At 50.0% G+C, this 22,951-nt stretch carries 16 protein-coding genes and 1 pseudogene; 5 read left to right on the top strand and 12 right to left on the bottom strand.

Going from position 1 to position 22,951, the window contains the following annotated elements:
- Window positions 1–98: 98 nt before the first annotated feature.
- Window positions 99–242: a hypothetical protein gene (locus tag AC0YN4_RS08650; protein WP_475781075.1), complete on the top strand. Its 144-nt coding sequence runs from the start codon at window positions 99–101 to the stop codon at window positions 240–242.
- Here the strand turns inward: AC0YN4_RS08650 and AC0YN4_RS08645 are convergent.
- Complete coding sequence (locus tag AC0YN4_RS08645) at window positions 239–505, bottom strand: hypothetical protein (RefSeq protein WP_475835612.1); 267 nt, start codon at window positions 503–505, stop codon at window positions 239–241. The two genes, AC0YN4_RS08650 and AC0YN4_RS08645, sit on opposite strands and share 4 nt — an antisense overlap.
- 490 nt (window positions 506–995) lie before the next feature.
- On the opposite strand from AC0YN4_RS08645, the gene AC0YN4_RS08640 reads away from it, so the two are divergent.
- The 3 genes from AC0YN4_RS08640 to AC0YN4_RS08630 all read left to right on the top strand — a co-directional run bounded on the left by AC0YN4_RS08640 (window position 996) and on the right by AC0YN4_RS08630 (window position 4,748).
- Window positions 996–1,622 carry a TetR/AcrR family transcriptional regulator gene (locus tag AC0YN4_RS08640; RefSeq protein WP_475781073.1) on the top strand — a complete coding sequence of 209 codons (627 nt, stop codon included), beginning with the start codon at window positions 996–998 and terminating at the stop codon, window positions 1,620–1,622.
- 115 nt (window positions 1,623–1,737) lie between these two features.
- Entirely contained in the window at window positions 1,738–3,354 is a 1,617-nt protein-coding gene (locus tag AC0YN4_RS08635; protein ID WP_475835611.1) for a beta-N-acetylhexosaminidase, read from the top strand.
- 29 nt (window positions 3,355–3,383) lie between these two features.
- The gene (locus AC0YN4_RS08630) at window positions 3,384–4,748 is read left to right on the top strand and encodes an MFS transporter (RefSeq protein WP_475781071.1); all 1,365 of its coding nucleotides are present in this window, start codon (window positions 3,384–3,386) and stop codon (window positions 4,746–4,748) included.
- A 198-nt stretch (window positions 4,749–4,946) separates the two neighbouring features.
- Here the strand turns inward: AC0YN4_RS08630 and AC0YN4_RS08625 are convergent, their stop codons facing one another.
- Both AC0YN4_RS08625 and AC0YN4_RS08620 read right to left on the bottom strand, forming a co-directional pair.
- Window positions 4,947–5,087 (bottom strand): hypothetical protein, encoded by a 141-nt coding sequence (locus tag AC0YN4_RS08625; RefSeq protein WP_475781070.1) that lies wholly within the window; start codon window positions 5,085–5,087, stop codon window positions 4,947–4,949.
- Window positions 5,088–5,321: 234 nt separating this feature from the next.
- Window positions 5,322–8,648, bottom strand: coding sequence for a DUF5107 domain-containing protein (locus AC0YN4_RS08620; protein ID WP_475836089.1), 3,327 nt, complete (start codon window positions 8,646–8,648; stop codon window positions 5,322–5,324).
- Between the two features lie 216 nt (window positions 8,649–8,864).
- On the opposite strand from AC0YN4_RS08620, the gene AC0YN4_RS08615 reads away from it, so the two are divergent.
- Window positions 8,865–9,737 carry a helix-turn-helix domain-containing protein gene (locus AC0YN4_RS08615; RefSeq protein WP_475835610.1) on the top strand — a complete coding sequence of 291 codons (873 nt, stop codon included), beginning with the start codon at window positions 8,865–8,867 and terminating at the stop codon, window positions 9,735–9,737.
- 59 nt (window positions 9,738–9,796) lie between these two features.
- Here the strand turns inward: AC0YN4_RS08615 and AC0YN4_RS08610 are convergent, their stop codons facing one another.
- The 9 genes and pseudogenes from AC0YN4_RS08610 to AC0YN4_RS08570 all read right to left on the bottom strand — a co-directional run.
- Entirely contained in the window at window positions 9,797–11,911 is a 2,115-nt protein-coding gene (locus AC0YN4_RS08610; protein ID WP_475835609.1) for an alpha-galactosidase, read from the bottom strand.
- Between the two features lie 33 nt (window positions 11,912–11,944).
- Window positions 11,945–15,043, bottom strand: coding sequence for a discoidin domain-containing protein (locus AC0YN4_RS08605; protein WP_475835608.1), 3,099 nt, complete (start codon window positions 15,041–15,043; stop codon window positions 11,945–11,947).
- A gap of 33 nt (window positions 15,044–15,076) precedes the next feature.
- Window positions 15,077–15,895 carry a carbohydrate ABC transporter permease gene (locus AC0YN4_RS08600; protein ID WP_475781066.1) on the bottom strand — a complete coding sequence of 273 codons (819 nt, stop codon included), beginning with the start codon at window positions 15,893–15,895 and terminating at the stop codon, window positions 15,077–15,079.
- A complete protein-coding gene (locus tag AC0YN4_RS08595; RefSeq protein ID WP_475781065.1) occupies window positions 15,895–16,773 on the bottom strand; it encodes a carbohydrate ABC transporter permease in 879 nt (292 codons plus the stop codon). The genes AC0YN4_RS08600 and AC0YN4_RS08595 overlap by 1 nt, the downstream gene beginning before the upstream one ends.
- A gap of 63 nt (window positions 16,774–16,836) precedes the next feature.
- Window positions 16,837–18,237 (bottom strand): ABC transporter substrate-binding protein, encoded by a 1,401-nt coding sequence (locus AC0YN4_RS08590; protein WP_475835607.1) that lies wholly within the window; start codon window positions 18,235–18,237, stop codon window positions 16,837–16,839.
- Between the two features lie 108 nt (window positions 18,238–18,345).
- Window positions 18,346–19,947, bottom strand: coding sequence for a response regulator (locus AC0YN4_RS08585; protein WP_475835606.1), 1,602 nt, complete (start codon window positions 19,945–19,947; stop codon window positions 18,346–18,348).
- Window positions 19,940–21,730, bottom strand: a complete 1,791-nt coding sequence (locus tag AC0YN4_RS08580) for a sensor histidine kinase (RefSeq protein WP_475781062.1) — start codon at window positions 21,728–21,730, stop codon at window positions 19,940–19,942. Before AC0YN4_RS08580 ends, AC0YN4_RS08585 begins: the two co-directional genes overlap by 8 nt.
- Before the next feature lie 320 nt (window positions 21,731–22,050).
- Window positions 22,051–22,359, bottom strand: coding sequence for a putative collagen-binding domain-containing protein (locus AC0YN4_RS08575; RefSeq protein WP_475836088.1), 309 nt, complete (start codon window positions 22,357–22,359; stop codon window positions 22,051–22,053).
- Window positions 22,360–22,365: 6 nt separating this feature from the next.
- Window positions 22,366–22,890 (bottom strand): annotated as a pseudogene (locus tag AC0YN4_RS08570) (glycoside hydrolase family 140 protein); the annotation flags it as partial.
- Between the last annotated feature and the right edge of the window lie 61 nt (window positions 22,891–22,951).

The following is a 22,951-nucleotide window of genomic DNA, read 5'->3' as shown; positions in this document are numbered from 1 at the left end:
ATCCTCCTCTGATGTATACTTGCTGACTTACGTGAACCTCTAAACCCCCTCATGACAAGCTATATCAAAAAGGACATCTCCTCTGGGAGGAATCCTGAATGAACGTAAATGGATATAAAAAAGGCCAGCAGGAAACCGGCCCCCATTTACAAGTAAATGGAGAACTGATTTGTATCCTGCTGACCCTTCTGCTCATCGCTTTAGTTGTCAGTAGCGGCGTATGGCAACCCCGAAATCGTTAGAGCGACTCTCCGTCTGACGACTCGGTTGCTGCTAGCGAAGGAAATTTCAATTCCTTTCGCACGATCTTTTCTTCGATGTTTTTGTTAAGTGTAAGAATCATATACGTATACTCGAGCTCGTGCCTGACTTCATAACCGGTAACTTCAAGCGAGCCGTCCAAGCCTCTGAGCATCTCAGTGACTAAGGGGAAAATGTGCTTCTTGTTAAACTCTAGGTACTGTTTCGTCAATTCGTGCTTGTCCAGAAACTCAAATACGCACATTTCAAACCAAGTCTTCCTTGAGTCGAATACGACATAAAATGAGTTATTTACGATTCTTACCGTTGTCCTCGAGGAGCCTTTTCCTCTGTATAATTTAAACAACCTAGAAAACTCTCTTTCCAGGTAAGTCTCGAATTCTTTCAAGTGAACCACGTAACCCCTTTCAATCCTTTGACTCGCCTATTATGACTCATAAAATGCAAATTATCAATATAAATTGCACGATATGTGCAATTTAAGGCGTAAAATAAAGCCATCCTTCAAAGGATGGATTCATGTTTAAATTAGTCCTAATTATAGTGGGGAAGAGCTACTGTGTATAATACCTAATCGTTTATATAAGATAACTTATGAGCTATTAATCAGTTACACTATCTCCCAACTTGAATCTAATTATATGGTTGAAGAGAAATCATGTATAATAAATACATACTCATATGAGATAGTTAAGAACATATAGTCCAAGCTAAGTAAACGAGGGAAACTCGAGATGAAACATGATGAAAGCAAAACGAAACAGCTTCAGCGGACTAAAATATTAAACGAGTCTTATCGGCTATTCATTGATAAAGGCATTCAAAACGTGACCATGCAGGACATCGCCGAAGCCTCGTCCATTCAGCGGCGCACGCTGTATTATTACTACCATAACAAAGAAGCGGTAGCTATAGAGTTAATCAACAACATACTCGGCGAATTCCAGAAGATATCGCCTAACATTCCTGATTATATGAATTCCGGTTATGCTCGAATCGAATATCTCTTCCACTACTTTTTGGATTATATGCTGAGAAGTGAAGATGACGTCTTGTTTATGATGCAATTTGATTACTATTTCCATAAAGGTTATGGAGAAAATGAAACAGGCATTATATCCATTTATGGGGATATGGTTGAACAATTCCTCACCGAGTTCCAACTTGGGATCGATGACGGCAGCATTCGAAAACAGTACAGTCACAATTTAAGTGAAGTATTCTTCATTACCTTCTCCTCCATCTTCTCGTTAGCTCAACGAATACTGTTCCGCGAGGATATCATCAAACAGGAGTCCGGATACGACAGAAGCAGCATCAAATTGCTGGTCGATCTCTTGCTTGGCGGACTGAAGGCATGAATCCATCCTTTGAGGGATGGGTTTATTTCACCCAACAAATTACTCACTATGTGTAATTTATATTGATTATTTGCAAATTGCGAGATATTATGAGCGTATCAAAGGAGGATTGATTATGCTTACGATACCAAGGATTAACGGCAATTCGGTTATTCATGATGTGCATTATCAGTTGCAACATGGATTCAAAGTGGAAATCGGCGAATTTCAATTGTCGGCCGTTGAAGTTTTCTTCCAGCGTGTCAAAGAAGCTTTTCATTTAGATGGGTATGTAAGCGATTCCGAGAAAGTCGATATCACTCTGATCAAGGACCCTTCTCCATCTAATGAGGCTTATTCTGTGAGCGTAAGCGCTAATGGCATCTGTTTATCAGCCTTTGACGAGCAAGGAATGGCCTGGGCGCTGAGCACCCTGTTTCAAATGCTCTCGGAAGCGCAAGATATAAATAACGGCAAGAAACTTCAAGGCATTGCTTTCACGGATTGGCCGAAGTATTCGCATCGCGGTTTGTTAGTTGACGTCGGCCGCCATTTCTTCCATGTCGAGCAAATGAAACGAATAATCGAAGAGATGTCCCTGTATAAGCTTAACGTTCTGCACTGGCATCTCACGGAAGACCAAGGCTGGCGGATTGAAAGCAAAGTTTTTCCGAAGCTGAATGAAATCGGTTCCCGCGGTGAGTATTACACACACGATCAAATCCGCGAGATCGTAGCTTTTGCAGCCAGCAGAGGGGTTGAGATCATCCCCGAAATCGACATGCCGGGGCATGCATCCGCCGCGATCGCGGCATATCCGGGGCTCAGCTGCCTAGATGAACAAATTCAGGTAGCCGAGAAGATGGGCGTTTACAAGGTGATCATGTGTGCGGGCAAAGATAGCACGTATGAATGGATTTATAAAGCGTTGGATGAAATCGTAGAACTCTTCCCTTCCAGCAGAATCCATTTAGGCGGAGACGAAGCTCCTAAAGTGAAATGGAAAGAATGCCCGCACTGCAAAGCCATGATGAACCATCTTCATCTCGAAGAGATCGAAGACCTGCAGGGAGCATTCACGAACAAAGTCGCGGATTATTTAAGAGCAAAGGGAAAGCAAGTCACTTGCTGGAACGAGAGCTTACAGGCCAAGTCTCTCTCGCAAGACATCACCGCGCAGTATTGGATCGAACTGGCCCAGGAAAGCTATGTCTATCCGCAATATGAGAAAGGCCGTCCGATGGTCTTCTCCGAACTATTCCATATGTATTTTGACTACCCATATAGTATTGTCTCCCTCCGGAAAACATATGAATACACGCCGAAGATCATGGGAAATCACAATCTGTCCCGCGATAACGTTCTAGGCATCGAAGGGGCGATTTGGACAGAACGCGTTCCGACAAGCGAGATTCTCGAAGCGATGATCTCCCCTCGCATTCAAGCGCTTGCAGAAGCTGCATGGACGGTTGAGCGGAACTATGATGATTTCCTCCTTCGCTTAAAAGCCCATATGCATGAACTCGGACTGGTAAAGCTGATGTCAACGCCTTTCGATCAAGCAACAATTAGCGGCGAAGAAGCAAAAACTCAAGCAATTGGCTTCATGCAAGCTTTCATGGGAGCTATGGCTGGCAACGATATCGAGATGGGCCTTTCACCGGAAGAACTGCAAGGCTTCGCGACGGCATTCTTGATCAATATTGTTGGCGAAGAAGCGGCAATGGATATTGCAAAATCACTCACTAACTAGAACCAGATAAACAAACGGGGATGGTCATCATGGAAAGAACTCAAAAAAAGTATGCGGCAACGCGCTTCGAAAGAACCAGCTACGACGTTTTCTTTATCGGACAGAATATTCTGTTCATGATCCTCACTTCATTTTTGGGCATTTTCTATACCGGTACCTTAGGCATTCCAGCTACCGTCGTGGCCGTCATTTTCTTGTCAGCGCGCATTTGGGACGCTTTCGTCGATCCTCTCCTTGCCACTGTGATCGAGAAATCCAAATTGAAGGGCGGAAAATTCAAGCCCTGGCTGAAAGTAGCCGCCTATACGGTTCCGATTCTATCCGTGCTGTGCTTTGGTTTCGAGAATTTCCTTATCGACCAAAGCTTAGCGGTCCGTATCGCTTATGCAGCCATTACCTATTTTGTCTGGGGAACGGTCTATGCGGCTTCCGACGCTCCCGCTTATGCGCTGTCGACGGTTATGACTCCTTATCCCGAAGAGCGCAATTTGCTATTATCTTTCAATAAAATCACAGGTTTGCTTGGCATCCTGCTCGCGATGATCGGTTTCCCTCTCATACTGACGGCGACAAACAATAACTATTTTATTACCGTCCTCAGTTTTTCTGTGATCGCGTTCCTGACGATGTACATGATTCGGTTCACCAAAGAAAGAGTAAAGCATGAAGGAACCAAACATCCCACGACGCGTGAAATCTTCAAGGCAGTCACGAGCAACAAATATTTGATCGCCATCGTGGTTATAAGCATCATTTCGAACGGCTCGAATTTCGCTTCGACGCTTACGCCTTTTGTTGCAAGCGACATCTACAACGATTCCAGCTCTGCCGCCAGCATGCTCGCTATTGGGATTCTGCCGATGCTGCTTATCGCGCCGTTAGCCCCAATGCTCATCCGCAAATTCGGCAAAATCAAGCTAGTTCTTGTTTCTTTTGCTGCTAACATCGTATTTTCGTTGCTCATCTATTTGTTTGCGAAGGACAGCCTTACTTTCTATCTGGTACTCTCATTCCTAAGAGGATTGATTTCCTCCCCCTACATTGTGATCTATTCACTGTTCTTTACGGACTGTATCGAATACGATGCGTATACGAACGGTAGACGTTTCGAGGCAATTACGTTCGCTGCCCAAACCTTTATGTCCAAAATCTCTTCAGCCATCTCAGGTGGAGTAGGTATGTGGATCATCGGTATGGCAGGCTATACCGCCGCAGTTGCCGGCCACACGGTCACACAATCATCCACTGCGCTACATGCGCTATGGGCAACGATGAATTTGGGCCCTGTTATAGGCTCTGCAATTAGCATTGTTTTGATGATCAAATACTACGATTTGACCGAAGACAAAGTGAAAGTGATGGTTGAAGCCAATCTTCAGAAGACGGTCGGCTAAAATGAAAAAAGGCAAGCTTCTAGAGAAGCTTGCCTTTTTTAAAGTTAATTGTAAAAAAGTCATAACTATAGGATCACGAAAATCACCCTTCGTTTTCATTGTCTTTAGGGATTGTAATATAGTGGGCAGGAACCAGTAATCCGACAAACAGGAGTGCAAGCATGCTGAAGAAGAACAGATAGATTGTAAAAGTATCCATTAAACAGCACCTCCATTCAATGTTTGACCCGTTGGATATGTTTCGTCAATTGATTCCATGTTCAATGCAGTTTTTACAAGAATGCCTAAAACTGCAATCGCTGCTATATTGAATCCCATGATCATGAACATAACTTCCATTGTCACCACTCCTAGTTGTTGTATTTGTATTCCATAACCCAGCCGTATTAGTTGCTTCATGTAATTAAGTTATGAGTTGATTATAAATTGCACGCGAAAATAAGTATTGTAAAACGGCATTTCAATTGTAAAAAAGTCAGGAATACAGCGGAGGGAAAATGCCCCAATCCCGATGTGGAAATTCAATTAAAAAAGTCCTGCATATCAAAAATTTCTTGATACGCAGGACTGGCTTTATTGTAATATGAGGGCATGATAATGAGCACCGAGATGATTTACGTCAAGTCGAAGAACTGCAGCAAGCTCTTCAGCTGCTTCCTTGCCGCTTCCGAGTCCCAACAAGCCCAGCCCTCTCATGTACCGGCAGTGAATTTCGTTCCTGAAATTCAAATCGTCCTCGAAGACGAGGAAGTCCGGCAGCGAAATCGCGAAATAATCGATCTTGACGTCGTCGAACACATGCTTCTCAGCGTAGTCGATCAGCTTGTAGAACCGTCTTTTTGCTTCCTTGCCGTTACCGAGCTTTAGCCAAGCCAAGCCTTGATAATAAATCATATCCGGCGGCTGATCGTTATAAAACATCGCACTGGCCGGCTCCTCGAGTCCAACCGATGCGGCACCGAATGCCGTTTGGGCTTCTTCCGCTTGACCTAACGCCGCATAGGCACAGCCAAGATAATAGTAAATGTTGTTTTCTTGCGCTCCCGTGAGTTTACCTTCGCCTAGATTGTCCGGATAGACGAGTGCCTTCTTCAGCCAAGCGATCGCTTCGTCATAGTTCTCTTCGGACAAGCATGCTTTTGCCAACTCTACGTGAGAGAGCACATATTGGCCAGTCGCTTTTCCTTCCCCGCCTTCCCACGGATGGAATTGTCGCGCTGCGAGAAGTTCAGTTGCACTCTGATGGCGGCCAAGGCGATTATGGAGTGTGACATACTCCAAGTAGAGATCGTCTCTGCGTTCCACGAGATGTACGTGCGCGGATAACCGAGCGAGCCGTTCTTCCGGAGAGATACCGATTTTTTTATACAACTGATCCAGCTCGTAGAAGACCCTTGCATCATCTGGATTGCAAGCGAAAGCTCGTTCCAATGCTTGGCGGGCCTTATCCTTGTCGCCGAGCTTGTTGTAGTAAGCAAGCGCCAAGTTCCGGCTCACGGTCGGGAAGGAAGAGTCAATCGACAGAGACGTCTCCCAATGAGCAATCGCTCTGTCCGCGACTTTCTTGTCGTAGTACAAGTTGCCGATGTAATAGTGCGCTTTGGCATCTCGCTGCCCATTGCTGGCTGCGAATGTTAAAACCGTTAAGTCAAACAACGTGTTCGGGAAACAATAGTCCGGGGATGCCGCTCCTCCGGCTTGCAAATGCTTGATCGACAGTTCTGGTTGACCTTCTCTGCTATACAAGTAGCTAAGCGTGTAATGGATCATAGGATACGTGTTGTCCGAACTGCTGTCTGCTATCATATTCAATACTTCAATAGCCTCGGCGTATAGCCCGGCGTCGGCATAGTCAGAAGCTAATGACAAGTGGTTATGTGCGTCCGCTCTCAACAAGAAAAGGAATTCCTCATACACCGATTCCGCTTTCTCGATATCCCCTGCCGCTTCCAAAGCCAGTCTCAGTTCGTTGTACGCACCGAAGTCAGCGATGTCCAGTCGGAGCGTTTCGCTGCCGAACGCAATCGCTTCCTCCTGTCGACCGAGCTTGCGGAGCAGCGCTGCCTTCAAATTTCTTGCTTTGTAATTACGCGAGTTACGGACGAGCGAACGTTCTACCAGCTCCAATGCTTCGGACAGCCGTCCTCGTTCGGTCGTGATTTGCGCTAAGGAAAAGTAGCCGCTGTCTTGCCAGGCTGCCGACCATACGGATTTGTAAAAGGCCGCGAACGCTTCTTCTTGCCTTCCTTGAAGCTTTAACGAAACGCCTAACTGATAATAAGCTTCGCCGTCATAAGGATTCGGATTGCGCCACGTTAAACTCTTAACCGCTGCGCGGAAGTGACGCTCGCTTTCTTGTAGCAGCCCTTTGCGGAGCAGCAGCGTTCCGTATGCCACATTGATACGGATATCACTGGCATCCCGCTTCAGTCCTTCGAGGTAATAGGCTTCCGGCTCGAAGGTCGCATGCCGGTACTGCTCTAAGTGAAGCCCAGCCAAATACAGCTGCTCGTTTGTCTTCATCTCCTGCGGCTCCGGCAAGGGCTTCGCCGCTTCGGGCATTTCCTCGATCTGCGGTTTCTTAGGCGTATAGCTCACGAGCGTCGAACCGGATCCATCCTTTACCGACAACGTGAGTTCGTGCGCCTTAACGCCTGCATCCAGACGAACTTCGGCTTGAAAGCCCTGCAGCGGAGTGAGTGTCAAGTTTTCGCAGTAATACGATTGGCCATTACCGGAGAGCTCCAAGGTTGCGCCTTCCACTCGGGATGTCGTGTAGACGTAGATGGCAGCCGCGGCAAGGTTCTCATCGACTTCCAAGTTGACCGCAGCTTCGGTCGTCGCGTTCTTGACGACACCGATATCTTTGTACGGCATGAAGTATTGCTTAAAGGACTTCTCTTCGTAAGGCTGCAGCCACGTGAAATCGGGCTGGTTGTCCGTGTACACGCCTGTCATCAGCTCGATATACGGTCCGTCTTCATCGGTCAAATTGCGGTCCCATGCTTGCCCGAACTCCCCATTTCCCCACGTCCATTGTTTTTTGCCCGGCGAAATATGATGATTCGCGACGTGAAGCAAACCTGCTTTCAGCGCATGATCGTAGCCCCCAACGAAGTTATAGTCGGATTTATAGGCCATGTAAGAGGTCGGAACGGGAATGTTCTTGTACCTTGAGATGTCGACGCCTTCGGAATAGTCCATTTTGTAATAGGTGCCGGTGGCGATCGGAAATTTGGACACGTCGCGTTTGCCATGGTCGAATACGGCGTTCACGTCCGGCGGAAACACCGATTGCGTATGATCGTTGACCGCTACCGCGGGGTTTGCCCACCACAGGAACGTTTGCGGCTCCGGCGTACGGTTGTAGAGCTGTGCAGCTATTTCCAGATACGCTTTGTCCGGATATAGCGTGAAGCCCGCCGTAACTTTCGTCCCGTACATACGGTCGATTTCGCTCACCCACACGGTGGCGCTGCCGTCGTCATTTTCCACCAGACGGTATTCTACCGGGCCGTATGTGTTCGGACGGTGGTGCTGCGGCCAGTTGAACTCGATGCCTCCCGAAATCCACGGTCCCGAGAGCCCGACGAGCGCCGGCTTGATCACCTGGTTATAGTAAACGAAATCGTAATTGTTCGTGCGATCGACCGCGCGATAAATTCGGCCGCCGAGCTCGGGCATGATTTCGATGCGCAAATAATCGTTTTCTAAAATGACGATGCGGTAGGGATGAGGCTTTTTCTCGTCCTCTATTTTATCGATGACCGGATGGGGATACACTTTGCCGGAACTGCCCTGATACACGCGTTTTTCCAGAAACATTGGATTTTTGTCGGGTTTCCCTACATCGTACGTAGGAATTTCGACGATCTTTTCCCAGACGCGGGAACGTCCCATTTGCTGAGTCAATTGCAGTCACTCCCTATTAAAATATGAATTCTACTCCCTACTTTAACGAACGTCGTCGGTAAGAACAATTGAGCATCAACGGATAATGATGGACTATATTCTGATTTATTGTTATTGAACACCGTCGCAACAGCAGATACAATAACAGTAATAAAGCACCTCTGAGAAACGAAGGGATTTGATCGTATTCACGCTACGAAGAAAATGGAAGGATTTCGAGAACAGCGTCTCTTCGTCCTCCCGGAGTATATGCAGCGCGAGCTTGCCGGAACCGAGCTGACCCGGCAGCTGTACGTTAGCGATATCGGTTTCTTTCCGCATGCCAAGCACCACTACAGGGAGAGGCCCGAAGGCACAGACGCCCATATCTTCATCTATTGCATCGACGGCCAAGGGAAAGTGCTAATAAACGGCGGAGAACCTCTCGACATCGGGTCAGGCAGCCTTATCGTGATTCCGGCAGGCATGCCTCACCGCTATTGGGCTTCCGAGCAAGAACCGTGGAGTATTTATTGGTTCCATTTGAAGGGAGACCACGCTCTGGAGTTGACCCGTCTGTATGGATTGCAGTACAAGGCTATCCCGCTTCCTCGCTCCATTGTTTCTGAATTCGTCTCCAACATCGAACAATCGCTTGCGATCATCTCGGACAGACCCTATTCGATTCACTCCCATGTATACGTCTCGCAGACCATGCGCTGGGTTCTGAGCGGCGTTGGCCAAGAGCTTATGAATGTAAGCCATGACCATAAACGAGACCAGTATCTGGAGAAAGCGATACGGTATATGAACGAACACATAGGGACAGCCGTTCGGCTACCTGAGCTTGCCAGATACACCGGCATTTCGACGCAGCATTTGATCCACCTCTTCAACAAGGAAACCGGCTTCTCCCCAATTGATTATTTCCTTCGCATGAAGATGCAGCATGCCGCAAGCATGCTCGATTTAACGGACTTAACCGTGCGTGAGATCGCCGGCTCCGTCGGTCTTGCCGACCCCTATTATTTCTCCCGCCTATTCAAGAAGCTCATGGGCTACGCGCCTACCGAATATCGTAAAATCCCCAAAGGCTAGCACATAAAAAAAGTAGGCTGCATGTTACGCAGCCTACTTAGATATTTATTGTTCAATGATCATTTCTCAACTCGAACGATGCGGATCATTCGACTCTGACAATCACCGGAGAACCCTAATGCGACGCCAATTCGCATTAGGAAGCTGCCATGCAGCTCAACCGTTCGGCCATCTCCGGCATCAACCTGATACAAGGCATCCGGATCAAGGCCCTGCAGAGCAAGTCGGCGTTCCCAAGCGCCGAAATGCTGCGCATTCTGGAAAGCAAACACGACGGACTCTTGCCCGTCTCTGACTACATACTGGCATGCCGCAACATTGGAATGCCGTAATGAAGACAAGCGATATAAATCACCATGCATCGTAATCGATCGGACTCGTTTATACTGCTCCACATAGTCCTTCGCTTCGGCCAGTTCTTCTTCTGTCCAGCGATCGATGTTCGCTCCTATGCCGAGACCGCCCATCATCGCGCTATGAAACCGGAAGGAAAGCGGAAGCCTTCTTCCGTTCATGCCGTGAGGGGACTCCGTGACCCAGCACATCATGACAGACGGGTCATATGCGTAGGTGAAGCCTTCCTGAATGTGTAGCCGATCGAGCGCGTCCGTATTATCGCTGATCCAGGCTTGATCCGCGAAACGCAGAATTCCGAGGTCGATTCGGGCTCCGCCGCCCGCGCAAGTCTCAAACTCTACGTTCGGGAACCGCCTGCGAAGCTCGCCCCATATTTCATACAGGTTGTTCACATGGCGAATCCAGTATGAATGCTCCCTTTGCTGCCGCTCACCAGCAATGCCCGGTTCCGTTACGGTTCGGTTCATATCCCACTTAATGAAGGAAATATCGTAGGCACCTAGTAATTCCGTCATGAAATCGAGGACAAACTGTTTGACTTCCGGAAGCCCGAGGTTCAGCAGCAACTGATTCCGAAGCTGTGAGCCGGTACGCGTCGGGAATTGATAGACCCATTCCGGATGCGCGCGGTACAAATCACTGTCCGGATTGACCGATTCAGGCTCCACCCAGATCCCGAAATCCATGCCGAGCGATTTGACCTCGTCGATCAGCTCGTTCAAGCCATTCGGGAACTTCTGCGGATTGACCTGCCAATCGCCAAGGCCTGCTCGGTCACTGTTGCGGGCGCCAAACCAGCCATCGTCGACAACGAACAGTTCGACGCCGATATGCGCCGCTTTGTGCGCGAGTGCTTTCTGATCCTGCACGTTCACAGCGAATTCCGTCGCCTCCCAGGAATTGTACAGCACCTTGCGGATGCGCGAGCCCGGCAGGATCGCGGCTTTCTGATAACGGTGCAGCTTACGGCTCATCTCGCCAAAACCATTCTCGGAAAACCCGCCCGTAAAGACGGGGGACGTAAAGGATTCGCCCGGCGCGAGCGTGAAGCTGCCGTCGAAATCATTGATTCCGCCGGTTATTCTGAGGTGGCCGAACGTCGTTTTTTCTGCGACGATTTTCCAATTGCCGCTCCAGCCGAGCGCGCCGAACCATACACTGCCGTGCGTTTCACCGGCGGTCCCGTCGTCGATCGCAAACCATGGATTGGCGTGCGGGCCTGTAAAGCCTCTTCTTGATTCCAACACTTTCTTACCTTCTGAGAGCACATCTGTCCTCAATTGATACTCTCCTGCCCAGCGGCCCGTGACATGTGTCAAACGGTATGCGGATAGTGAAAGCACCGACCAGATGGCTGACATCACTTGCTCGATGCGGACAGCTGAAGGCTCGCCGTTTGTTACCGTTACATAACGCTCGATTAGGTCGAATTCGGGAAACACGTGGTAATGCAGGTTCACTTGAAGATCGTAGTGATTGTCTGCCAAATGAACGATCAGCTCCTCGGGCTTATCCATCGAGTAGCCGTCAAATCGCAGCTTTAGATCGCGCACGCCGTCGCCGAATGTCACCTTCAAGGCCGGCTCTGCGTACAAAAGGTCGCCCCAGCCCCCGTACTCTTCCGTTTCGCGGTCTAGGGCCGCATCGAAGGAGCTGTGATGTTTCGTCCTCAGCAATTCGGCGCAATCCCCGGCATGCACCGGGGCTCCCCAATAGAGATGCTGCACAGTTCCGCTGTCGTTGATGCCGAACAGATAGGATGACCGTGCGGTACGGATGGTGAAAATACGGGCATCTTCCAAATAGCCAATCGGCACAGCGATCACTCCTCTGAGATGTAAGTTTCAGCTTTATTGATAAATGGTGAAAATCAAGTCCGTATCCGTTTGAGGTGACCAGGTCTGCCCTCCATCGCCTGTATACTGAGCGATCCCGCCGGCATAAACGTCGCCGCTGTAGGCAAAGCCGTATTTGTTATCGGTAGATCCGTCATCCAGCGAATTCGGCGACCGCAGGATAAATCCGTACTTCTTCGTCGTATCGAGTCCGCTCAGTCTCGGGTAAATCGAGTACGGCTGCGGAGAACCCATGAGATTGTAAGGCGGAACGGCCGCGGTAAACAGCTTCTTCACCGGCTTCATGTTGCTATCGAGCTCCACGATGTCGATATACAGATTGTCTTCCGGCACTTTGCTGACATAGCTTTCGTAATAATACACGTCCATCTTAGGAAGCGATCCGCTCGTCAGCGTGAAGGTTTGCATCCTCTGCGTTTGCGCTCGGATATCCGAATAGCTCCAGAACGAACCGTTGCTGTCGTCCTGCGCGATGACGGAACCGGTATTGCCCGGAATGTTGTACGCTTCGATTTCATTGACGGAGCCAAGCCAGTGGCTGGTTTTCATATAAAGTCTGATTTTCGAAGTCGAGACCGTCTTGAAGTCCAGCTCTCTCCTGTCTCCAAGCGTCAGCCCTTTGGTCAAGTCGACATACTGCGATGCTGCGTCATCCCAATATTGGAGCGCAAAATTCCATGTTTCATATTCCTGCTTCTCGTAGCCGTACTCGCTGACAACGACACGGTTGACGCTCGTCGGAGCGCCGAAGTTGATCTCGAGCCACTGGTTGCTGAAATCGTTATTCGCTGGCCAGCCTGCGCTCCAACGGGTTGAAAAATTGCCGTCAATGACGTTCGATGCTTCGTAGCCGGCCCCGTAGGATGAGGATGCCGAAGCTGTAACCCCTGCACCGAGCGCCAAGTTGACAGGTGCTCCCGGGTTGCTGCGCGAGCCTTTACCCGAGATGCGAATCATAACGGATTCGCCGGGTCTTAACGTGCGTGAATAACTGCCGGTATACGTACCCAGCGTCGTCTGGCTGTACAGCTCGGAGAGCGTGTACGCCTTGTCCGCGCTGAGATGCAGATCCTTGAATGAAACAGCGACCGGCGTGCTGTTGTTCATATCCCAATTGGAAATGCCGACGATGACGTCCCCATTCTTATCATTCAGATACAGAGTCTCCGGCGAATGCTCGCCTTTCAGATAGAAGTTCGTCATGCTAAGCGGTCTTGCCGCTTTGCCTAAGTCTGCAACGTCCAGCAGCTCCCTGTTCATGACGAGCTTCTTCATCCGGTCCTCCGAAATGAACGGAATATCGTCGCCAAGAAGCAAATGACCGCCGCCCATCACGATAGCAGTGGTTAACAGCGTTGATTGATTCAGCGTTGTTTTCCCGTACACGCCTTGCACGATATTTTCGGGCATCGACATGTCCGCATCGTTAAAGGGATACAACGTGCCGTTTGTCCACCACGATGCAGCCGCATTAAACGCTTGGCGCTCAATGCCGGAATAATGGATGCCAGCGCCGTCATCGAGACCAATGACCGTGTCGCAGCCGGTTCTTCTGCCGTGGGCGTATCCCGAAGGTAGCAGCGGCGCGATCGATTCGTCGATGAAAATTTTCTGCCGCGCACCGACAAGCGCATCCCGCATGATTTTCATTCCGATCCGGTAGGCCTGTATCCCGTTCTTGCTCTTGTCGTAGAAGCTGCCTTCGTACATGCCGAAATCAATAAAGTCGAGCTTGACGTAGTCGAAGCCGGGCTCGACATGATTGGTATTCATCAGCCACTTCAAATACGCCTGTCCGCCCGGATGCGTCGCATCGACTATCGGCGTGTTGAGATAGGACATGACCGGATTGCCGTTCGCATCCTTCAGCGCGATATCGCCGAACGAATAGGTCGTCGTAGGTACAAGATCGGTCAGCTTATTCCAGATCGCAAAAGGCGCTTCATAGGAGCCGGCTTTCATGCCTTTGCTATGTACATAGGTAACGTAATCCTTCAAATTCCGGATCTGCTCCTGCCCTTTGACCCCCTGATAGCTGGCGTCCAAATTCATATAATTGTAGCCAAGCGACTTCAAATGCGCGACGAAGTAATCCGTCATGGCATACATCGCGTCAGCTGTAGCGTACTGGCTGTAGAAGTTGTACCAGGTGTTGTAGCCCCTCGGTACATCGCCTTTCCACTTCAGCATCGGCTCTTCGACGGTGTATGCTTCCCCGAAAGTCTCGAGTCCCGACTCATAATCATCGAAATACCCAATAAAGAAGGCATCCGACGACACGGAAGTGCCGCTCTGCTGTCCGCCGGCATTGTAGACGGAGAAGCCGCTCAGCGGGCCGTTCGGTGTTGCCGCCTGACCGAGATGCTGCATGCTTTTCCAAGCTTTCGTCGTGGCCGCTCCGGCAATGACGCCATTCTTCGCCGTATTATCAAATACCGCCGCAACCCAATAGCTTGTTCCGTTGAACGCGCTCCACTGATCCTCTACGCCGTAGGGGCGGTCATAGCCGTTCTGGCTTTTGCCGAAATCGTCGACGGGCGCTACGCCGAAATCATAGTTATTCGTATAAGGCGTCGTATAGATCCGTTTGTCCGTGCCCGAACCGATATCCAGATTGTCGGATGCAATCGGCTCCAGCACACTAATCGTTTGGGTTGCCGCACTGCTCACTGTCATATCTGACAGAAAATAAGGCTGGTCCTCGTACATCGTCAGCCGCAGCATGATGGTCGAGCCTGAATCGAGCACGCTCTTGATCGTTATTCGCTCGCCATGCTTGCCATATCCGTCATTGCCGATTGCCTCCCACTTTGCCGAACGCGTACCGGGATCGTAGGAATGAATGCGGGAACTCGTCCCATAAAGCTCATAATCGGAATAGAAATTCGAGATCAGCGTTGTACGGCCTTGCTTGAAGCTGCCGCGCCCCGTCGACAAATCGTACGTGAGCGATATCGAGCCGTTGTCAGCGGTTACGACAGATCCCGTCTGTCCTACGGATACTTTGGTTGGTTTAGCCTCTGCAACGTTAATAGGTCCAATCATCGTAAATATGAGCAGTAAAACGAACAATCCTTGAATGCTTCGTTTCATTCTGTACGTCCCTCCCATAATGATGATTCTGATTTATCCTTTAATCGCTCCTGCTGCAATGCCCTTAATAATGAATTTCTGCATGAAGAGGAAGAAAACAATAATCGGAATAAGCCCCATGACGGCATAAGCGAAGGCCAAATTCAAATCGCTGCTGTACTGTCCGAAGAAGTAATACTGCTGCAGCGGAATGGTGCGATACGCTTTATCCTGCAGATACAGCAGCGGAAGCAGGAAGTCGTTCCAAATATACAGCGCATTCAGCACGACGACGGTAGCGGTGACGGGCTTGAGCAGTGGAAGCACGATGCGGGCAAATATGCCCGGTGTCGTACAACCGTCAATCCGCGCCGCTTCCTCGATCTCAAGCGAAATGCCTCGGATGAAGCCCGCATAGAACAACACCCCCATCTGAACGCCGAAGCCGCCGTAAATCAAAGCGATTCCCCAGTGAGTATCGATCATATGAGCCATCTTGCCCATCTTATAAAGCGGAAGCATGATAACCTGGAATGGAACCATCAAGCCGGAAAGAAACAGTACATAGATGAATTTATAGACGGGTTTATTCCGACGAGCAATAGAGTACCCCGCAAGCGCGGATACGAAGATGATCAACGCGACGGAAAGCAGATTTACCCACAGACTGTTTCGGATCGCGGACGGATACTTCGACGTTTTCCATGCATGCACGAAATTATCCAGATGCAAGCTCGTCGGCAGCGCGTAGAAGGAGTCGAAGGTTTCCTTCGCGGATTTCAGCGCCATGAGCAGCGCGACGTACAGAGGAAAAACGAATATGAGCGCCAATAAGGAAATCAGTGTAAGCACGATCGCATGCGTCAGCTTCATTACATATCCACCTCCCGTCTTCTAAAAATAGTCAGCTGCACAATGGTGACGATGACGAGAATGAGGAAGAACAGCATCGACAATGCCGTACCGTACCCCGCTTTAGCGGAATTGAAGGAGACATTGTAAATAAACGTCGAGATGACCTGAGTCGAGAAGGCAGGACCGCCGCCGGTCGTCAAGAAGACGAGATCGAACACTTTGAGCGAACCTGTCAGCACGAGCAGCAAATTAATCGTGACCGAAGGCGCAAGCAGCGGCAGCGTAATATGACGGAAAGCGCCGAACCAGCCGGCGCCGTCGATCCGCGCGCTCTCGGTCAGCTCCCCGGGAATGCCCTGCAAACCGGCGATGTAGATAATCATCGGAGAGCCGATCCCCTGCCACAGCGAGATGACGATGAGCGCCGTCATTGCATGATCCGGATTACCGAGCGGGCTTGTCATATCGACGCCGAAATAGCCGAGCAGCTTCGGCAGGCCATTACTATAGTTGTAGCTCCAAATATAAGCCGACAGCACCGTGGAGATCGCAACGGGCAAGAAGAAGATCGTGCGGAATACTTTTCTGAATTTCAAATAAGAATCGAGCAATACGGCAAGCAGCAGCGACACGAGGTTCACAAGCACCGTTACCAGTATCGCGTACTTGAACGTGTTGCGAAGCGCCGCCCACAGGTCAGGATCGCGCAATGCCTGCGCGTAGTTTTCCCACCCGATATATTTCGCGGTAGGTGCGACGCCGTCCCAATCCGTGAACGAATATTTCGCGCCAATGACTAACGGGACGATCACCGCAAACGCAAACAGACACAATCCCGGGAGTATAAACAGCACATACCACATCTCGCTGCGGATCGATCGCTTTAAGCTATTCATAGACGAATTCCTTTCCGATAAGTAACGGCATAGGCGCCGCCTATGCCGTCATCTGGGATACGATTATTTATGGTTCTTGGACACCCAATCATCCAGTGCGGAAATGACTTGGTCCGGCGTTTCTTTCTTAAAGAACATTTTTTGAAGGTGTTGGATGAGCTGACCGGTCCAATCGATCGTCGTTTTCGACATATACGCTTGCGAGTTGTACAGCTGGCCGTTATCGAAGTAAGGCTGCAGATCGTTCAACGCCGGCGCGATGTCGGTCGTTGCGCCTTTTACGTAGCTCAGCGTGTTCGTATTCTTCACCCAAGCGTCTCCGCCTTCTTTGCTCGCCATGAAAGCAAGGAATTTCAACGCCGCTTCTTTGTGCTGGGATTTGCTGCCGAGCGCAAGCGAAGCATCCGGATTAAACTCCAATTTGTTCAAGCTTTCGTCATTGCTGAACGGATACGGGAAGTAGCCGATGCCGGTATTGTACAAGTCCGGATTTTTCTTCTGAATATCCGCAAGCGGCCATGTGCCCATGTACATCATGCCGACATCGCCTTTGGCGAACAGGTCGACGACGTCGTTGTAACCGAGGCCGAGCTGGTCCTTGTTGCCGAGATCGAATATTTGCTGGGCATGATCGAGCGTTGTCTGCATCGCCGGATTGTCGGCGAATTTGGTGCCGCCCGTCTCCAGCTTGTCGAAGAAGTCGGGCTGGTTCGCGGCAAGCGCCGTGTTACTCGGCAAATCGCGGCCGATCCACATGCCGAGCGGCCAGCCATCCTTCCAGCCGAGCGCGAACGGCGTTTTGCCCGCCGATTTAATCTTCTTCGCATTCTCGATCATGGCGTCGAACGTTCTTGGCACTTCGAGATTCAATTCACTGTAAATATTCTTGTTATAGAATACGGCGATCGGTCCGGCGTTCAGCGGCATAATGTAGTTCTTCCCGTCCGTTGCCTGCGACGTCAGCACGTCCGCATCGAAATTGTTCAGGAATTCCTGCCCGGTCAAATCCTCCACGTAACCGCCGTCCACAAACAATTTTGCCTGCGCGCCGGCATTCAACGTGTACACGTCAAGAATGTCTCCGCCTGCCAATTTCGTTTTTAGAATGGTGTAATAATCGTCATATTTCACGGGCTGTACATCGACTTTAATGGTCGGATTAGCCGCTTCGAACTGATCGACGATTTTCTGAATGCCGTCCGTCACGTCGCTCTTGAAGTGCATGAACGAAATCGTTACCGGTTCCGTGCTCGCTTCCGATGCATTAGTCGCCGATGTGTCGTTCGTAGTCGTGTTCGAAGCCGCATTGGAAGTGTTCTCCGTTGATGACGTATTCGAGGCTGTATTCGATGATGCATTTGAAGATGTGTTCGCGGATGACGACGCATCATTGTTCGCGTTACCGCATGCCGCAAGAGAAAGCATTGCGATGACGGCACTCAGACCGACCAAACTCTTTTTCATTTTCCAGTCCCCTTTTCCTGTATTGTCCGAGGACGATTGTTTCGTCCATGAGTCTATCTTATCGGTCGGCCACTTTTCACGTAATGAATTAATTTGTGTTTGCCATGTTCAATATTTTGTGATTTCCTTTGCTCCAACCGTTCCATCCCGGTATTCGGAAGGCGTCTGCCCGGTAAAACGCTTGAATACCTGACTGAAATACCGCTGATTCTCGTAACCGACCAGCTCGGATATTTCGTTGATTTTGCTTTCGGATGCTTTCAACAGCTCGCAAGCCTTCTCCATTCGTTTGCGCGTGACATATTCGGTGAAGTTCTCGCGCGTGATGCTCTTGAACAGCTTGCTCAAATACGCGGCATCCATATGGAACCGCGTCGCAACGTCGATGAGACTGAAATCCTCAAAATAATGCTCATCCAGAAACATGGCGATTTCGCGAACCGAGCGAACATTCTCCGTCTCGCCGACGCTGGCACAATGGGCTTCCATAGCTTGAGTAAGCAGGCTGAGGAATGTATGCAGCTCCTTCTCGTCCAAGATGCGGGACACTTCGTCAGCGTCGAGCAATACGGACTGCGTTGCCTTAATCCCTTTCAATTCCGAAAGCGACAGCTCAATCATCTGCCTCATATCGCGCTGGATCTGGCGAATGGTGACATTAGGCTGCCTGCCAACCTTTTCGCAGTAATCGTTCAGCAGCCGCCTGAAGTCTTTCGCATTATGGGCTCCGATCGCTTGCCTCATCGATTTCAAATCGAAGGAGCCCAGCAGCTCAACCGGCTGTACCGCTCCCGGGCTCTCAGCCGATGAGAATGCGAATGACTCCCCCAGCAGGCGATTATTTCGGAGCGCGTCATTAGCCGCTTGATACGCGGCAGGAAGCTCTTCGAGTCTTGCATAAGCACGGCTAAGCCCGGCTACCACGCCGACGAGCAGCATTTTACTGACAGCTTCGTGATAGTCCTTCAATAGCTGCCGAGCCCTTTGTTCATCATAGGAAGCAGCCGGGAAGAGCAGACAAATACGCGTACGGTCATCCGATTTATAGACATGCAGCTTGTCCTCCCGCATCACTTCGTACAGAATATTTTCCAGGCTGAATAAGAACAGATCCGCGTTCCCGTGAAATTTAGTTCGGGACATCTCGCTGAACTGCCGAAACATGCACACCGCAACCCGATAACCGCCGTCCACGGCGATGCCAAGCTCTCCTGCTTCCCGCTGTATATCCGCCGTATTCGTAATCCGATGGCTTGTAACGGTTTGCAGAAAGGTCTCCCGCTTAAGAAGCCGAACCTCCTGATTAAACCGCATTTGCTGCTGAATGCTCATGTAGATGTTACAGGCTTGGATCGCCTTGTTGAGTGCTTGCTCGAGATCCGTAACGGATACCGGCTTGAGCACATATTCGCATGCTTGATAGGTGACGGCCGCCTTCATATATTCGAACTGCGAATAACCGCTAATGACGATTACCTTGATTTCGCCGAACCGTTCATGAAGCGCTTCCAAAAACTGCCCGCCGTCCAATACCGGCATATTCATGTCGGTTACGACGATATGCGGCCTTCGGATCGGGATAAGCGCAAGCGCCTCCTCGCCGTGCCTTGCTTCCGCGATAACCTCGACGTCCAGAGCAAGCTCGCTGATCATTTTGCTGATCGATTTGCGGCTCCACGGCTCATCGTCCACTACCATAACCTTATACATGCTGCATACCTCTATTCCTGTAGGGGATCGTTACCATCACTTCCGTACCTTCGCCTTCGATGCTATCGATTCTGAGCCCATAATCGGATCCGTAGTACATGCGAATTCTCTCGTTCACGTTTTTCAAGCCGATCGATATGCCGCTGAATACTTCGGTGTTCCTATGCCCCAGAACCGTTCTAAGCCGAGCCAGTTGCTCCGCGTCTATACCTGGACCGTTATCCCGCACCTTAATGATGGCCCGATCCGATTGCTGCACCGCCGTGATTTGCAGATGAAGCTGCCTGTCCTCGGTTTTACCCAGTACATGAACAATCGCATTCTCTACAATGGGTTGAAGGACGAACCGGATGACGCTGCATTCAAGCAGCGCATGCTCCACATCGAACTCGGTAACGAGCGATTCTTCGAAACGAAGCTGCTGAATATATAAATAATTTTTGAGATGCACCACTTCCAGGCCGATGGTGGACTCGCTATTCCCTTCGTAGAAATTGTAACGGAACAGATCACCAAGAGCCCTGCACATTTCATGAATGTCATATTCCCCGATTAAGACGGCTTTGCCGCCGATGGTTTGAAGGGTATTGTATAGAAAATGAGGATTGATTTGCATTTGCAGCGCCATGATCTGCGCTTCCTTGTTGCGAATGAGCAGCTGATACTCCTGCTCGATCAATTCTTGAATCTTGTTTGTCATGAAATTAAAGTTTCTTGTCAATTCGGACAGATCGTCGCGCCAAGGGCTCGGCTTCAGCGTGACATGGAAATCCCCTTTACGGACAGCCCGCATGGCCTTGCTTAGCGACTGAACGGGCCGCGTAATAAACTGCTGCGCCATCGATGAGAATAACGCAATGATGAGCATCACGAGGGCAAGAGCTCCGACCGTCAGCCACAGCGTATTTTTACGGTTCTGCGCGAGCTCGCTGCTCGAGTATAGGAGCGTAAGCCCGACGTTGCCATTGTCAAGCGAAGACGTGCTGATCAATGCCTGACGGTGGTCCGTGAATTGAAGCTCGCGCTTGCCGTAAGAGGCGAAGTTATCCGAGCGAATGTAGGTTTGGACCGCGTCACTGAATTGATCGTTCGTGCGATAGAAGGTTTCGCCTTTATCATTCTGAAGGACAATATTGTTCGGGGATCTATTATAGGTTTCGATCTGTTTCACGAAATCTCTCATCTTCGTATAGAAAACTAAAGTGCCGTATTTATTTCGATAGAAAGGGTCATAGATCGTGATGGCATACACGAAAAACCGCTCCCCCTGCTCCTTGTCCACATAAGTGAACATCAGGGCGTGCTGAAACGGCAAATCCAGCAATTCATCTGCATGGGGGACGGAATCGTCGAACCGAATCGAATCGTAGCTGGCCGCTCTCGACCAGGAATCCCTCAGCTTATTGTCCTGTCCATACATCATGATCTTGATCACATCTTTATTCTTGCTTTGAACGAGACGATAGTAGTTGTCGAGCGCATCCTTGGTTTGAAAAATATCTGCGTTGTTGTAATTAGCACCATTGCGCATCAGATTGACCAATTGGTTGAAGCCATAGACCTGCAAGGCAGACGAAGAGAAGCCGCGGAAGAATTGATCCAAGTAATTGGACAAATATTCGGCGTTCTGGTCGGCGCTCCTGACCATGGTACGCTCCAGCGAAAGCGAGCTTGACCTGTAGAACAGGAAAGATAGGAAGAGCATCGGGATAAGGGAGATGACCACGCTGCTCAAGACGAGTTTGGTACGTATGCTCCGGTTAATAAACAGCCGCTTGATCATTCGGGTCTCCTTCGTTTAGCAGGTATAGGCAAACGCTGCAAGTGCTCATTCATATCTAATCTATTCTACCATCGCGATTCGGCCGCACAAGAAAAGAAAACGCGTTCTTTATGTTAAAAAATTTGTGGAGACGAAAGCTGCCTTCCCCTCATTTAACGATGCAGGCGGGAAAAATGAGACAAAATAGGTCATACCTCACCATGCAAACGCCGTCTTTGCTTGAAAACGAAATAAACCTATCGGTCAAACACTATAAAGAAAGTGTCCGTCCGATAGGTTATTTGCCTGCTCAACGAAATCCTATTCGCCGACGAGGATATTTATATATCCATAACTTCCTTCGCGTCATCCAGTATCAGAACCCAATCGTCCCGCCGCCCGCAGGAAGGCGGAACGAATCTTCGTTCCCCCGTATTTGCGAACGAACCGGCGGGAACCGTCTCTCCAGTTCGCGGATCGAACCAGCTCGCTTCGACCGTACTGCCGGATATTCGCCCCATCCGGCAAACGATCGGGAGCCCGTTCGGCGTATAGATAAAGGCGTAATCCGCGCCGCGGCATGCCCGCTGCCGCCCAGCCCCTGGCGGATTGGCTGCGAGCAGCTCCTGATCCGGCACCCGCTCCAGCATCTGCCGCGACAGCATCAAGCGCTTGACGTGCGCCATCTGCTGCGCCCCCGGTCTGGTCAGGGCAACCCTCCACGACATGATGAAATAGTCGGTAGGGTATTCAGTGAACGACCAGACGCTATGATGACCATACGTGTGGCCGAACGCTCCTGCGAACAATGCCCAATAAGCGGCGTGACGAACATCCTTGTCATCAAACCAGCCATTCTCCGGCTTGAAGGAAATCGGATGGTCCTCGTAACAGGGCTCGGCGTCAAGGACTGGCTTCGCGGGTTCGCGGTTATAATCGCGCTCTATCATTTCGTCATTCGGATGATGAAGACGATAGTGGCTGGACTGCAGCATGTTGAAATCAAGCCAATCCTCTTCATGCCAGTAGAGCGACGATGAATATTCTCCATTCGGGTGGAACGTAATTAATTGAGAACCGTCCCCATGCCTTCGAAGCGCTTCCGCCATATTATGGATAACGGCGTAATGCCTGCGGTTCGATACGGTTCGGTCTCCGCCGAGCACCCAAATGATATTCGGCTGCTCTTTGTACTATGGTTGATCTTCATTTCAGCGCTGCCTCCTATCCCTATCATACGTC

The organism is Paenibacillus sp. J22R3 (assembly GCF_056269305.1).
Note: the sequence above shows the minus strand (reverse complement) of the source record. Positions and strands in the feature narration are given on the sequence as shown.

Excerpts from the sequence above, each read along its gene's own strand:
- AC0YN4_RS08650 (WP_475781075.1), top strand. The coding sequence starts at position 99 with ATGAACGTAAATGGATATAAAAAAGGCCAGCAGGAAACCGGCCCCCAT.
- AC0YN4_RS08645 (WP_475835612.1), bottom strand. The coding sequence starts at position 505 with ATGTGCGTATTTGAGTTTCTGGACAAGCACGAATTGACGAAACAGTAC.
- AC0YN4_RS08640 (WP_475781073.1), top strand. The coding sequence starts at position 996 with ATGAAACATGATGAAAGCAAAACGAAACAGCTTCAGCGGACTAAAATA.
- AC0YN4_RS08635 (WP_475835611.1), top strand. The coding sequence starts at position 1,738 with ATGCTTACGATACCAAGGATTAACGGCAATTCGGTTATTCATGATGTG.
- AC0YN4_RS08630 (WP_475781071.1), top strand. The coding sequence starts at position 3,384 with ATGGAAAGAACTCAAAAAAAGTATGCGGCAACGCGCTTCGAAAGAACC.
- AC0YN4_RS08625 (WP_475781070.1), bottom strand. The coding sequence starts at position 5,087 with ATGGAAGTTATGTTCATGATCATGGGATTCAATATAGCAGCGATTGCA.
- AC0YN4_RS08620 (WP_475836089.1), bottom strand. The coding sequence starts at position 8,648 with ATGGGACGTTCCCGCGTCTGGGAAAAGATCGTCGAAATTCCTACGTAC.
- AC0YN4_RS08615 (WP_475835610.1), top strand. The coding sequence starts at position 8,865 with ATGGAAGGATTTCGAGAACAGCGTCTCTTCGTCCTCCCGGAGTATATG.
- AC0YN4_RS08605 (WP_475835608.1), bottom strand. The coding sequence starts at position 15,043 with ATGAAACGAAGCATTCAAGGATTGTTCGTTTTACTGCTCATATTTACG.
- AC0YN4_RS08600 (WP_475781066.1), bottom strand. The coding sequence starts at position 15,895 with ATGAAGCTGACGCATGCGATCGTGCTTACACTGATTTCCTTATTGGCG.
- AC0YN4_RS08595 (WP_475781065.1), bottom strand. The coding sequence starts at position 16,773 with ATGAATAGCTTAAAGCGATCGATCCGCAGCGAGATGTGGTATGTGCTG.
- AC0YN4_RS08590 (WP_475835607.1), bottom strand. The coding sequence starts at position 18,237 with ATGAAAAAGAGTTTGGTCGGTCTGAGTGCCGTCATCGCAATGCTTTCT.
- AC0YN4_RS08585 (WP_475835606.1), bottom strand. The coding sequence starts at position 19,947 with ATGTATAAGGTTATGGTAGTGGACGATGAGCCGTGGAGCCGCAAATCG.
- AC0YN4_RS08580 (WP_475781062.1), bottom strand. The coding sequence starts at position 21,730 with ATGATCAAGCGGCTGTTTATTAACCGGAGCATACGTACCAAACTCGTC.
- AC0YN4_RS08575 (WP_475836088.1), bottom strand. The coding sequence starts at position 22,359 with ATGCTGGAGCGGGTGCCGGATCAGGAGCTGCTCGCAGCCAATCCGCCA.